Consider the following 13760-nt stretch of genomic DNA (forward strand, 5'->3'; position numbering starts at 1 on the left):
CCACGGCGAACGGAGATTCTTTTGATGGCTGACCGGGTTGATTCGACAACGAAGGGGACGTTGGCGGCGCAGGGCTCGGTCGGCGAGGTTTTTTTTTCGTTCCTGAAACTTGGGTTGACGTCGTTCGGCGGCCCCATCGCTCACTTGGGCTATTTCCGAGACGAGATCGTCGTGCGCCGCCGTTGGATCGATGAGGCCGCCTATGCCGATCTGGTCGCGCTTTGCCAGTTTCTGCCGGGGCCCGCGTCGAGCCAGGTTGGTTTTTCTCTCGGTGTCCTGCGCGGCAATGGGCTGCTGGGCGGGCTGGCGGCTTGGTTTGCTTTCACCATGCCGTCGGCCATCCTCCTCTTCGCCTTCGCGCTTGGTGCCGCGTCTTTCACAGGCCCCGTGGCCGAAGGCATTCTGCACGGATTGAAACTGGTGGCCGTCGCCGTCGTCGCGCAGGCGATCTGGGGAATGGCGAAAAGCCTGACGCCGGACAAGGAGCGCGCGGCGATCGCCCTGATCGCGGTCGCGCTCGTAACCTTTGTCGGCGGCTCCTTTGGGCAGATCATCACCATCGCGTTCGGTGCGCTGATCGGCCTCTGGCTGTGTCGTGGCACCGGCACCGATCCCATCGCCGCTGGACATTTGCATTTTCCCGTTTCGAAGACGGCTGGGGCGATTGCGCTCGTGCTGTTTGCTGCTTTCTTGGTGTTGCCGCCGCTGATGGTCGCCACGACTGGCCAGCAGGCCATCGCGCTGTTCGATGCCTTTTACCGCTCCGGCGCGCTCGTGTTCGGCGGCGGCCATGTGGTGCTGCCTTTGCTGCAGGCCGAGGTGGTGACACCCGGCTGGCTCGGCAACGAAACTTTCCTTGCCGGCTATGGTTTGGCGCAGGCGGTTCCCGGGCCGCTTTTCACTTTCGCTGCTTATCTCGGCGCGGCCGTCGGGCCGGCACCAAATGGGTTACCAGGCGCCATCATCGCACTCGTCGCCGTCTTCCTGCCGGGGCTTCTGCTCGTTTACGGCACCTTGCCGTTTTGGGATGCGTTGCGGCTTCGCCCCACGGCGCAGGCGGCCATGCGGGGCACCAATGCCGCCGTCGTCGGCATTTTGGGTGCCGCGCTTTATAGCCCGGTATGGACAAGCGCGGTGCTGACACCGCGCGACTTTACGGTGGCGCTGGCCGGTTTCCTTTTGCTGACGGTGTGGAAAGCGCCACCGTGGATTGTCGTCGTTCTGCTTGGCCTCGCCGGCGCCCTCCTGCAATTTTAATTTTTGCGGCTGGTCAGGTTTTGTCGAACCTGTTCGAGCCAACTCGAAACTGTGCCAAGGGCCTGGCTGCCCTTTCCGAGAAGTCCCGCCAGCTCGCTCTCGATCGCTTCGCGCTTTGAGGAATCCGGTTCCGGTAACGGCGGCAGGATGTGCGCGTAATAGGTTTTGTCCAAGAGTCGATGGAGCAGGCGCTCGCCGGGAAAGGGCTCGCCATTGTTCAGGGCTCGCGCGGCTTTAAGGATGGAGCGGATGTCATACTGCGTCGGGCTGATGTCAGGCACCTGCTTGTTCAGGTTCAAAAGCGTATAGACACCGACGCGGGCCGTGCGGATCGAACTGTCCATCGTGAAAATGATGTCGTTCGAGGTTTCGACGAACTGACCCATCAAGCCAAGATTGGTGCAGCCCGCAGGCACCACATGCGGGCGATCCCCCGCGGCGCGCGGCATGAACATCGAGGTGATGTAGGGCATGAGCGCGAGGCGGGCCTTGGTGTTCGCGACGACTTCGTCGAGCTTGCTCTCGATGCCCAGATGATAACAAAGCTCGGCGATGATCTCGCGCCCGGTGCAGGCCGGCATCGGCTTTTTGACGTAGTTGCCTTCCTTGTCCATCAGCAGGGCATAGACCCAGATTACCAGAACGTCCTTGGGCTGGGTTGGGAAATGGGGTTGGCGGTTACATGTAAAGCTCATCACCCAATTGGAATCGGTGAAGGTGATGATGCCGCCCGTCACCGTCTTGCCTGAATAAGGATCGTTGACCGAAAGCTCTTTCAGCTTATCGACGAAGGGAGAGGGCTTGCAGGTTAAGGTCACCGACTCCCACATCGAGCGATCGACATCGCCATAGAATTTTTCCGGCTTGCCGAAGACAGGCGACTTCTTGGCAAGGTTCTTCCAGAGCGCCCAGTCACTGGCATCGCCTGGATCATTCTTGCCCCGTTCGAGGATGGGCGCATGATCCATGTCGCCGTAAGCGGTGCCTTCGGTCATGGAGCCAGTCAACGCGAAGACGACATCTTTCGGGCCGACCGCGATCGTCGTATCGGTGCCGCCCACTTTGGCCTTGATCGCGGTTACACGACGTGTCTCGCCTTCCACGGTCATGTCGAGGTCATAGGCGCGCGTGTCAAATTGCACCTTCACGCCTTGTTGGCGCAGGTGCTCTACGAGGGGACGGACGAAACTGTCGTACTGGTTATATTTGGGGAAGATCAGCGCCGACATATCCGTCAGTCCGTCGAGGGCATCGAGGAAACGGTGCATGTAGAGCTTCATTTCGAGAAGGCTCTGCCAATTCTCGAAAGCGAACATCGAACGCCACAGATACCAGAAATTGGTTTCGAGGAAGCCTGGGCTGAAATATTGCTCGATGGTGATGTCGTCGAGGTCTTCCTTGCGCTTCAGCAAAAGACGGATGAGTTCCCATTGCTGCGGCTTGGACAGACCGAGGGTCGAGAAATCGCGGATCTGACCACGCTTGTGCATGAGCCGCGCTTTGGAGAAATTTGAATCGTTGTCGTTGACCAGTCGATATTCGTCCAGAACGCTGAATCCTTCAGGCATTTCGAGCGCCTGCACGTCCTGAAACATGTCCCACAGATTGTCATAGTTCCAATTCATCTCACGGCCGCCGCGGATGATGTAACCATCCTCGGGATTGCCCGCGCCATCGAGTGAACCGCCCTCGATGTGCACCGTGTCGAGGATGGTGATGTCCTTGCCCGCCAGACCGCCATCGCGGATCAGGTAGAAGGCAGCGGCAAGGCCAGCGATGCCGCTGCCGATGATCCAGGCCTTGCGCCCTTCAACCGCTCCGGAGGGAACGGGCCGGTTGCGCATATAGGCGCCCATCATGTCGGGCGGCGGCAGGGTATTGTCGGCGCTGTTATGCCAATAGGCGGCTGTGGTATCGGCCTCGACTTTAAAGGGCTTGCCGTTGGCGCGGATGGTCGGAGTCCCGTTGGTCATGACGATCCTCTCCGTGTCGAATTGAAAACTCAACTTGATCACGTCACGCAATGACGTGCCGTACATCCTTAAGCTTGATAGTTTGAAGGGACACGTCAAGAGCGCCTTTCGGCCTGTCTCAAAATGACGTGTAGGTCGAAAGGCCGTCGCGATGGCATTTATGGTTAGCGCCTATGGCGCATAACGTTGCCACTTACCGGGCGACGGCGGTGAAATGACTTTGCATGGAAAAAACCGCGCCGCTGTCATGCGAAAACGGCGCGGTCTGTCGTTATGATTTGGTCTGATCGTCGATCGCCGCATCCGGCGCATTCTTCTTCACCGACTCGATGCCGTTATCGCGCGCCGAGGCCGAGGAATAGGTTTCGCTGGTGCCGACGATCTGGCCGTTGGCGGCTTTCAGGTTGAACATCTCCTGACCGTTCTTGGCGGTCTTGCGTTCATAGCGTTCGTCCTTGGCCGCATTGGCCTTGACGGATTCGATGCCCTTGATGGCTGAAGCATGAGCTTCGTACATTTCGCTTTTCAGAATGTTTTCGCCGTTACCGGCTAAAAGACCAAAATAAAATTTGTCGTTGGAAGATTTTTTCAGCACGAACTTGCCGGCCATAACGTCCTCCTCATGGGAAACGAGACGGGCGGAGCCTAAAGCAAATTGCGTTTCGATAGAAACGCAATTTTGGTTAGAGTCTTGGTTTGACGCGTCTTTGTGGCGTTTGACTAGGTCAAACTGCAAAACGCTATTGCAAGGCCGAAACCGAGCCGTCAGCCGGTTCCGCGAATGATTCCCTTGCTTTCCAGGCTGGCGATTTCGGTGGCGCTGTAGCCAAGTTCGCCGAGAATGCGGGCGTTATCCTGTCCGAGTGCCGGCGGCGGGCTGCGCAGCGGCAGCCGGTCGCCGTCGAAGGTGAGCGGCAGTAGCGGCGTCTGGGTCGCCACAGCCCGTTCGGCGCCGCTGCAATCGGCGGAGATGGTGACGGGGGCGAGCCCGCCGGTTGCCGTCAGATGATCGTCGTCGAACAGATCCTGCGGTTTGGTGATCGGCGCATAGGGCAGGCCGTTCGCCTCGAACGTCTGGGCGATGATGCCGGCATCGAGCAGGGCCAAGCGTTCGCGCAACAGCGGCATCATCCAGTCGCGAGCACGCACCCGCGCATTGTTGCTACTCAGCCGCGCGTCGGCGATGAGATCGTCGTAGTCGAAGGCCTTGCAGAACAGCGCCCATTGCGTGTCGGAGACGACGGCGAGGAAAATCTGTTCGTCGCCGGCGACCGTGAAGACGTCATAGACGGCCCAGGCGGAAATGCGGCTTGGCATAGGCGCCGGCTTCTGGCCCGTCACCGCATATTGCATCATGTGCTGCGCGACGAGGAAGACGTTGTTCTCAAAAAGCGCGCTTTGCACCTCGGCGCCTTGGCCGGTCCCCGTGCCGGCACGGTCACGTTGCAGCAGGGCGGCCAGCGCCCCGATGGCGCCGAACATGCCGCCCATGATGTCGTTGACGCTGGTGCCGGCGCGCAATGGCCGTCCTTCCGGCCCGGTCATATAAGCGAGGCCGCCCATCATCTGCACCACTTCGTCGAGCGCCGTGCGCTGTTCGTAGGGGCCGGGCAGAAAACCTTTGTGCGAGACGTAGATCAGACGTGGATTGAGCTTGCGCAGGGTTTCGGCATCGAAGCCAAGCCGGGCCATGGCGCCGGCCTTGAAATTCTCGCTGAACACGTCGGCCGCCGCCACCAGCTTCAACACGATCTCGCGCCCAAGGGGGTCCTTCGTATCGATGGCGAGGCTCTGCTTGTTGCGATTGAATGTCGGAAAGAATCCTGCACCGGAGCCGATGAGCTTGCGCGTGTTATCGCCCGTGACAGGTTCGATCTTGATCACTTCAGCGCCGAGATCGGCAAGGATCAAGCCGCAGGTCGGGCCCATGACCATATGGGTGAATTCGACGACGCGGACGCCAGCCAGGGGCAAAGGGCGCGAAGCCTCAGCCTCAGCCATGATGCGCCTGTTCAAACCCTTTCGGCAGACCGGCTTCCGCCGTCATGCCATAGACTTCGACGCCGGGCAGGCCGGCGATGACCGCCTCGCGCGCCGCGATCAGTCTGGCGAGATCGATGCCGGTGGAAAGCCCCATGGCCTCGAACATGAAGACCAGATCCTCCGTCACCACATTGCCCGAGGCGCCCGGCGCATAGGGGCAGCCGCCGAGGCCGCACAGCGAACTGTCGAAGGTGCGCACGCCCGCTTCATAGGCGGCCAGGCAATTGGCGATGCCAAGACCCCGGGTGTTGTGCATATGGGCTGCGCCGGTCTTGCTGCCGATCTCGGCGAAGGCGCGGGTAAACAGCCGCGTCACCTGTGCCGGATTGGCATAGCCGACCGTATCGGACAGACCCGTCTCGTTGGCGCCGGCTTCCGTCAATTGGCTGGCGAGCCGGATCACGTCGTCTTCCGGTACCACGCCTTGCAGGGTGCAGCCGAAGGCAGTCGAAATATTGGCTTCGATCCCGATCTCCGGCGCCTGCGCATCGCGCAGCGCGACGATGCGTTTCACCTCCTCGACCATTTCGGCGGGGGTCTTGCGCACATTGGCGAGCGAATGCGCTTCGCTGGCAGAAACCGGAATGGTGAGAACGTGAACGCCGGCGGCAATGGCGGCTTCCGCGCCGCGCAGATTGGGCACCAAGCCCAGCACTTTCAGGCCGGGCAGGGTGCGGGCGTGGCGAACCACCTCCGCCGCGTCGGCCATCTGCGGCAGCAGTTTGGCCGGCACGAAGGAGGTGACCTCGATCTCGCGCAGACCGGCCGCATAGAGCGCGTCGATCCAGCGCAATTTGTCGGCCGTCGCCATCACCTGCGAAATGCTTTGTAGCCCGTCGCGTGGGCCGCATTCGCTGATGATGACGTCGGTGTGGGACATTGGTCCTCGTCAAATGCTCGCGATGGCGCCGCCGTCGACGCGCAAGATCGAGCCGGTGATATAGGAAGCGCGCGCGCTGGCGAGGAAGGCGACCGCATCGCCATATTCCCGCGCATCGCCCAGGCGACCCATGGGGATGGAATTGGCGCTGTCGCGCGTCACCTCTTCAATGCTGCGGCCCTGCTTCTGCGCCGTATTGCCGTCGATCTGGGTGATGCGATCGGTCATGATGCGGCCGGGCAGCACCACGTTCACCGTCACGCCGTCGCGCGCCACTTCCTGCGACAGCGTCTTCGAGAAGGTGACGAGAGAAGCCCGCAGCGTGTTGGAAATGCCGAGATTGGGAATCGGCGACACGACGCCCGACGTGGCGCTGGTGATGATGCGGCCCCATTTGCGTTGGCGCATGCCCGGCAGCACCCGGTCGGTGATGGCGATGACGCTGAGGACGAGACTTTGAAACTGCTGCGCCCACAGCTCCGGCTTTTGGCCGGCGGCGGTGGTCGGCGGCGGTCCGCCGGTATTGTTGACCAGAATGTCGATCGGCCCCAAAGCCTGTTCGACGCGGGCGACATTGGCGTCAATCACCGAAAGGTCGGCCAAATCCCAGGGGAGGGCGAAACCCTTGCCGCCGGCCGCGTTGATCAGGGCCACGGTCTCATCGAGCTTGTCGGCACGGCGCCCGGCGACAGCCACATGGGCGCCTTCACCGGCGAGCGATACGGCGATCGCCCGGCCAAGGCCGCTGCTGGCGCCCAAAACCAGGGCTGTTTTCCCCTTTATTCCGAAATCCATTGTGCACCGTCTCCTGGAGCTGGTCTCTCCCTTGGGAGTGACGATGCCCCAGGCGAAATCGCGTTTCAACAGAAAGGCGATTTTGCCTGGAATCTTTATTTTGATGGCGGACTAGCTCGTTTGCAGCTTGAACAGCGAACCGAACTGGCCCGTCTGTCCCCAATATTTGAGGGTGTCGAGCACCGCCGCGGGTGAGGCCAGCCGATGTTGGGCGACCGTATCGAGATTGCCGACGTGAATCGACACGCCGTCATTGTCGTTGACGACGCGAAAACCATCCTCGTCGGTCAGGTCGTCGCCGATGAAAATCGGGCGGCTGTTGCGATAGTGCGGATGTTTGAGGAAGTCGGCGATGGCATGGCCCTTACTGGCTTCCGTCGGCAGGATTTCGCCGACGCATTTGCCGAGTTGCAAGCGGTAGTCCGAGCCCAGCTCCTTCAAAGCTTCGCTGAGAGCATGGCGGCAGAGCTTTTCCGCTTCCACCGCCTTGCGCCAATGGATGGAGAACGAACAGCCCTTGTCCTCGACGATGACGCCTTGGATGGGGTCCATCGCGCGTTTCACTTTCTCCAGTGCCAGCGTCAGTTCCGGCCGGCCGGCGACGTCGCATTGCGTGGTGATGTCACCGGCGCGCGTTTCAAGCCCGTGCAGGCCGGCCGCGTCGAACATGAGAGGACGCAGGAAACCGTCGAGCACGTGCAGCGAGCGGCCGCTGACGATGGCAAAGCGGCCCTCGAGAATGAGCTGCAATTCCTGCAAGGTCGGCACCAGAGTGCTGTCGATCACGACATTGTCCGGCCGCGAGGCGATGTCGACCAGCGTGCCGTCGAAATCGAGGAAAAGGGACCAGGTCTGCGTCGTCATGCGCCGCTCCCTGGCCGACCTTCCTGCATCGGCTCGAGAATGCGCTGGCGATTGCGCAGGCGCGAAGCTTCCACGAGCATCTGCGCCGCCCAGCGATAGACATTGCGTTCGCGCACCAGGGTGCGCATGAGCTGCATGCGCTCGCGCTGCTGATCTTCCGGCATGGTCAGCGCCTGCTGGAAGGCCTCGGCCGTGCCATAGGCATCATAGGGATTGATCAGGAGCGCTGCCTGCAATTCGCGCGACGCGCCGGCGAATTGCGAGAGGATCAGCACGCCCTGATCGTCGTCGCGTGCGGCGACGAATTCCTTGGCCACCAGATTCATGCCGTCGTGCAGGCTGGAGACGACGCAGACATCGGCCGCGCGGAACAGTTCGAACACTTCCGCCGGTTCATGATGGCGGATGACGAGAATGATCGGCTTGTAGGTGTCGGAACCGTGCTTCTCGTTGATGGCTTCGGCGAGAAGAACGGCTTCGTCCTGCAGTTTGCGGTAGGAATCGAGTTTGGTGCGCGTCGGTGCCGCCACCTGAACGAGGACGAAGCGGCCGATCCATTCCGGATGGCGCGTCAGGAAGTCGTCCACCGCATGCATGCGGTCGACGACACCCTTGGTATAGTCGAAACGCTCGACGCCGATGGCAAGATGAGCGTTTTGATCGATGCCGAGCCGCTCGCGCACGATGCGCCGGCATTCGGGCACTGGCTTCTGCGCCTTCATGGCGGCCGGCGGCCAGTCGATTGAGATCGGATAGGGCCGGATCAAGCATTCATGCTCTTCCAGCGTGACCGAAGCGTTTTCGCGGTCGATACGGCTTTCGATGAAACGATCCACGGTTTCGAGGAAGTTGTTGCAGTGAAAGCGCGTGTGGAAGCCGAGAATGGAACTGCCGAGCAGGCCGCGAATGATCTCCTCGCGCCACGGGCAAATGCCGAAGGTCTCGGAATTCGGCCAGGGGATATGCCAGAAGGTGATGATGGTGGCGCGCGGCAGGCGCTTGCGGATCATCGCCGGCAGGGTGGCGAAATGATAGTCCTGCACCAGGACGATCGGATCGGGCACCCGTGCTTCCTGCTCGACCGCATCGGCGAACCGTTCGTTGACCTCCTGATAGGTGACCCAGTTGGCCTCGCGGAAGGACGGGCGCACGAAGGAGATATGGCACAGCGGCCAGAGGCCTTCGTTGGCCATGCCGTAGTAGTAGCCGTCCTGTTCATCGTCCGACAGCCAGATGCGGCGCAGGAGATAGGCGGGATCGTCGGGCGGCACCTGCACGCGATCATGCCGATCGACCGTTTCGCGATCGGCCGTGCCGCTGCCATGCGCCACCCAAGTGCCGCCGCACGCGCGCATGACAGGCTCCAGCGCCGTCACCAAGCCGCTAGCGGGCGTCTGAACGGTGATAGTGTCACCGTTCTTGTTGTGGATATAGGGTTCGCGATTGGAAACCGCGATCACCTGAACGTCGGGCAGTTCCTCCTCGATGAGCTTGCGTAAGGTCTCCGGCGACCAGTCGACCTGGATCGGCGCCTCGCCACCTGTCGCCGCGTCGGATTTCAGATCGCGCACGAGTTTCTGAATCTCGGCGCCGAGAATGGGAGGCGTACCGTTGCTGTCGCGCAGCGTGCCGCCCTTGCGCGCATCGAGAATGGTTTGGCGCGCCGAAGCCAGCCATTGCCGCAACAGGAAGAACATCAAGGCGGCGGCAAGCAGACTGATGGCGAGGCCGACACCGACGATGCCGAGCACCCAATAGAAGCGCACTTCCGCGGCGCGCGCTTCGATGAAGCTCAGGTCGTGCAGGATGGCGACATGGCCCTTGGTATCGCCGGCCGAAATGGGGAAGGTCGCGATATAGAGCCGGCGGCCCGCGTGATTGATGGTGGAGAAATTGGGCCGGTCACTGCGCGCCAGGGCCTTGCAGGCGACATCATTGCCCAGGCTCTTGGTTTGGATGAGCAGATTGTCGCTGTCGTCGCAATACATGATGCCGACCAGCCGTTCGTCATCGGCCAGACGGTCGAACAGTTTCGACACGGCGCTGTCGTCTTTACGAAGGATGTCGGATTGAATCTGATCCTGGATGGAATTGAAGACAAGGCGAGAGCGCAACTCGACATCGCGCCGCGACCATTGGTCGACGACGACGGAGGTGAGAGGCAGAAAGCCGATCACGAGGACGACGATCACGCCAATGATGAGCGCTCCGTAGCGGTAATACGAATTCACACCTTGTGCTCCTTACCAATGGGACAACCGGCGTTGTCCCTTTTTCACTCCCAAGGCCGACTGAGCCGAACGGCTGAATTGATGAGCCCGACCATCGAATAGGTTTGCGGGAAATTCCCCCAGAGTTCGCCGGTGATATGATCGGCGTCTTCCGAGAGCAGGCCGAAAGTATTGCGGATGCCGAGCAGCCGTTCGAATTGCGCCACGGCCTCCTCGCGCCGGCCGATGGCCGCTAGGGCATCGACATACCAGAAGCCGCAGATGAGAAAGCCATTGCTCATATGGCCGAAGTCGTCCTGGGAGGCATAACGCAGCAAGAGGTCGCCACGGCGCAGCGATTTGCCGATAGCCTCGACCGTGGCGATGAACCGCGGATCCTTGGCTTTGACGAAGCCGAGTTCGGCAAGCAGCAGCAAGGTGGCATCGAGATCCTCGCCATCGAAGGTCGAAACGAATGTTCCCAGCTTGCTGCTGAACGCGCGACGGTCGATTTCCGCGTGAATGGTTTCGGCGCGTTGGCGCCAGAATTTGCTACGGTCGTCACGACCGATCCGTTTGGCGATGCGCGCCAGCCGATCGCAGGCGGCCCAGCACATGACGCTGGAAAATGTGTGGATCGAAGCGATCGTGCGCAATTCCCACGGACCGGCATCGGGCTGATCGAACACTTCCGTAGCACGATGGCCCAAACCTTCGAGCCGCTCGAACAGAATTTCATTGCCGTCGCGCACCAGGCGATGGTCGAAGAAGGCGTGCATGGAAGCGAGTACGATGCTGCCATAGACGTCGTTTTGCACCTGCGTGTAAGCGCCGTTACCGGTGCGCACGGGCCCCATGCCGCGATAGCCGGCAAGCTTTTCGGCGATGCGCTCCTCGCGGTCCGAAAGGCGCGAGACGCTGAACAGCGGGCCGATATCCTTGGCGCCACGCGAGTTCTCGTCGTCGACGATGTCGGTGATATAGCCGATATAGGTTTCCATCGTGCGCGTCGTGCCGAGTCGGTTCAGCGCCTGGATGACGAAATAAGCATCGCGCACCCAGCAATAGCGATAATCCCAGTTGCGGCCGGTGGAAGGTGCCTCGGGAATGGAGGTGGTCAGCGCCGCAACGATAGCGCCGGTCTCTTCGAAATTGCACATTTTGAGGGTGATGGCCGAGCGGATCACCGCCTCCTGCCAGTCGAAGGGGATCGACAGCGAGCGCACCCAATCCTGCCAATGGGCGATCGTCTTTTCGAGGAATTCGCGGCCCATGACATCGATGCCGGCGCGCAACGGTTCGTCGGCCCCGAAGAAGAAGGCGAGGGGGCGGTCGACGACAAAGGGCGTCGTGTCGAGCAGATAAGCAACCGGTGCGTCGGTGGTCAGGCGCAGGCTCATGGTCGAGCCGACGAAGCGAATGTGGCTGTTGCCGCGCGTCACTTCCGGTTCATCGGCGCCCCAATTGAATTTCGGCGTCGCGCGCACCCGGATGCGTGGCCGCCCCTTCAAGGGGCGCACGCGGCGCACCACCATCGGCGGCCGGTAGATGCGGTCGAACTGCATGAAGCGGGGTGCGTAATCGGTGATCTCGAGGGAGTTGCCGGCCGTGTCGGACAGGACCGTCACAAGGACCGCGGTGTTCTCGATATAGGATTGCGTGCAGGAGACGCCGCCGACGAGTTCGATCTCGAACATGCCGCCTTGCTGATCGGCATCGTTTCCCATCAGCAGATTGCAGAACACCGGATCGCCATCGAGCCGGGGAAAGCACGACCAGACCATGCGGGCGCGCTTGTCGATCAATGTTGCGATCGAACAGTTCCCGATCACAGCAAGGTCGAGAGAATGCATCGGTCAGGTCTCCTCATTGAGGTCGATCGGAAGGGCGGAGGAAGACGGTGACGAGACTGTCGCCATAGCCTGCCGGGATCAAGGACAACGCAGCAACGCAGCCGGGACATGGGAAGAATGCGACGACCCCCGCCCGGGGTGCCGCGACACACTTGCCGAAAGTCAAACGTTCCGTGACACCAAAGGCTTAACGCACTGCGGGAACCAAAGTTCCGACCCAATTTGGCGTCTTTTGGGTGGCAAATCGGGCATCAAAACGCAAAAGGCCCCGCGCGGCTGAGCCGCTGCGGGGCCAAAAAATCGCGAACCTTGCCAGTACATCCGTGGTCAAGGCGTTAGATTTTTAGAAGTCTGTTGATCAGGCAGTCTTCAGGTTGTCCGCAGAGGACTTGCCCGAACGCTTGTCGACGACGATTTCGTAGGAAATCTTCTGTCCTTCGTTCAGGCCGCGCAACCCAGCGCGTTCGACGGCGCTGATGTGAACGAACACGTCCTTGCCGCCATCATCGGGCTGGATAAATCCGTAGCCCTTTTGATCGTTGAACCATTTCACGGTTCCCTGTGACATAGGTATCATTCCGTAGTTTACAAGTGCAGATGGTCGCAAATTTGAGAGCTGCAACCGGTGTATTCGAGATTTAGGTAAGAATGTCGTCAGACAGGTCCGCGGAAGCGGCAAGGCCAAGTCGTTCGGCCGAAAGCTCGAACCATGAATATGGGGGGTACGACCAATTTAATCAAGGCCTGTATTTATACGGGCTGTGCCGCTTTATTCGCCGTTCTTTTCCCCGGCGGAACGATTGGTGAAATGGGCATTGCCGAGCCCCGTGCCAATAGTGAAAGCCCCCCAGCGCGCCACATCCTGCATGAAAGGCACTTCGCTGAGGCCTTGCACGACCGCATCATTGTGCATGATCACCATGGTGTCGTGATCGGCGATCGTCGGGATCGCTTCGGCCACCGCCTGCGGCAGATTGAATCGGCTGCTCTCCCAATTGCCCGGCAGATTTTGCGCGCCCTTGGCGATCGACCCATCCTCTTCGATCTTTCCCGGGCAGGCGATGCCGATAAACGGCGCCAGCTTGTAGCCTTCCTTGGTCGCGCGCGCCGCGAGATCCTGGAGCATGCCGATCAACTCGCCGACCGCTTCGTCGCGCTTGGGATCGTCGTCGGCATGCCGCCAGAGTTTCGACTTCCACACGCGTGCTTTGGAGAGGTCCTTGGCCTTTTTGACGTTGGGCTCGACCACGCCGGCGCGCATGTTCGTGCCGCCGATGTCGACGGTCAAAATGGCGTCATGGCCTTCGAAAATCCAGGCGGGCGCCAGATGCGCGCAGCCGATCAAGGCGGCTTCATCGGGATGGTTGCGGATCGGCACAAGGTCGACGTTGAACTTCTCAGCCTTTAGGATGAGACCGGCCCGCGCAATCGCCAGCTCGCCGATGCGGCTTTGGCGAAAGCCGCCGCCGATCACTATACGCTCCGTGTCGCTCCAGGCTTTCAGCTTGAGAAATCTCTGCGCCACGCCCGCGAATTCCTGGGCGAATTCCTCCACGGCGCTCTGCACCACGCCGCTCGCGTCGAGATCGCCACTGGCCAGAATCTCATCGAGCTGTTTGCGGCTGATGTCGTCGCTTGCATCCTCGCCAAACGGATCGGCGTCCAGCTTGCGCAGTGGCTTGCGCCATTTGTCCAAAAGCTCGTGAAACGCACGACGGCTGGCACGATCGCCGACAAAGCCGTCCGCATCCTTGATTTCGGCATTGTAGCTATCGACGATCACCGAAGGGAGAGTCTTGGCCCCATGCGTGCCGATCGCTTCAACCGTCTGCGTCGCCATCGTTGCCCCCTGTGTTGCTGGGGATTAACGATCAACACCGTCAAA

At 60.9% G+C, this 13760-nt stretch carries 11 protein-coding genes; 1 reads left to right on the forward strand and 10 read right to left on the reverse strand.

Annotated features, from left to right (window positions below; genetic code table 11):
- The first annotated feature begins 24 nt into the window (after window positions 1–24).
- Window positions 25–1257 carry a chromate efflux transporter gene (gene chrA / locus OIM99_RS11410; RefSeq protein ID WP_311850532.1) on the forward strand — a complete coding sequence of 411 codons (1233 nt, stop codon included), beginning with the start codon at window positions 25–27 and terminating at the stop codon, window positions 1255–1257.
- Here chrA and OIM99_RS11415 read toward each other — a convergent pair.
- The 10 genes from OIM99_RS11415 to OIM99_RS11460 all read right to left on the reverse strand — a co-directional run bounded on the left by OIM99_RS11415 (window position 1254) and on the right by OIM99_RS11460 (window position 13715).
- Window positions 1254–3230 carry an oleate hydratase gene (locus OIM99_RS11415; RefSeq protein ID WP_311850533.1) on the reverse strand — a complete coding sequence of 659 codons (1977 nt, stop codon included), beginning with the start codon at window positions 3228–3230 and terminating at the stop codon, window positions 1254–1256. The genes chrA and OIM99_RS11415 overlap by 4 nt on opposite strands.
- A gap of 271 nt (window positions 3231–3501) precedes the next feature.
- Entirely contained in the window at window positions 3502–3840 is a 339-nt protein-coding gene (locus OIM99_RS11420; protein ID WP_311850534.1) for a YegP family protein, read from the reverse strand.
- 155 nt (window positions 3841–3995) lie between these two features.
- A complete protein-coding gene (locus tag OIM99_RS11425) occupies window positions 3996–5231 on the reverse strand; it encodes a CaiB/BaiF CoA-transferase family protein (protein WP_311850535.1) in 1236 nt (411 codons plus the stop codon).
- Window positions 5224–6153: a hydroxymethylglutaryl-CoA lyase gene (locus tag OIM99_RS11430; RefSeq protein WP_311850536.1), complete on the reverse strand. Its 930-nt coding sequence runs from the start codon at window positions 6151–6153 to the stop codon at window positions 5224–5226. The genes OIM99_RS11425 and OIM99_RS11430 overlap by 8 nt, the downstream gene beginning before the upstream one ends.
- Window positions 6154–6162: 9 nt before the next feature.
- Entirely contained in the window at window positions 6163–6948 is a 786-nt protein-coding gene (locus OIM99_RS11435) for an SDR family oxidoreductase (RefSeq protein WP_311850537.1), read from the reverse strand.
- A 111-nt stretch (window positions 6949–7059) separates the two neighbouring features.
- Entirely contained in the window at window positions 7060–7812 is a 753-nt protein-coding gene (gene otsB / locus OIM99_RS11440; RefSeq protein ID WP_311850538.1) for a trehalose-phosphatase, read from the reverse strand.
- On the reverse strand, window positions 7809–10043 hold the full coding sequence (locus OIM99_RS11445) for a trehalose-6-phosphate synthase (RefSeq protein WP_311850539.1): 2235 nt from the start codon (window positions 10041–10043) through the stop codon (window positions 7809–7811). The genes otsB and OIM99_RS11445 overlap by 4 nt, the downstream gene beginning before the upstream one ends.
- A 44-nt stretch (window positions 10044–10087) precedes the next feature.
- Entirely contained in the window at window positions 10088–11875 is a 1788-nt protein-coding gene (locus OIM99_RS11450) for a glycoside hydrolase family 15 protein (protein ID WP_311850540.1), read from the reverse strand.
- Window positions 11876–12233: 358 nt separating this feature from the next.
- Window positions 12234–12443, reverse strand: a complete 210-nt coding sequence (locus tag OIM99_RS11455) for a cold-shock protein (protein ID WP_311850541.1) — start codon at window positions 12441–12443, stop codon at window positions 12234–12236.
- Between the two features lie 201 nt (window positions 12444–12644).
- On the reverse strand, window positions 12645–13715 hold the full coding sequence (locus tag OIM99_RS11460) for an ROK family protein (protein WP_311850542.1): 1071 nt from the start codon (window positions 13713–13715) through the stop codon (window positions 12645–12647).
- Window positions 13716–13760: the final 45 nt, after the last annotated feature.

Source organism: Methylocella sp. CPCC 101449 (assembly GCF_031921685.1).
In the GTDB taxonomy this organism is placed as follows: domain Bacteria; phylum Pseudomonadota; class Alphaproteobacteria; order Rhizobiales; family Beijerinckiaceae; genus Terripilifer.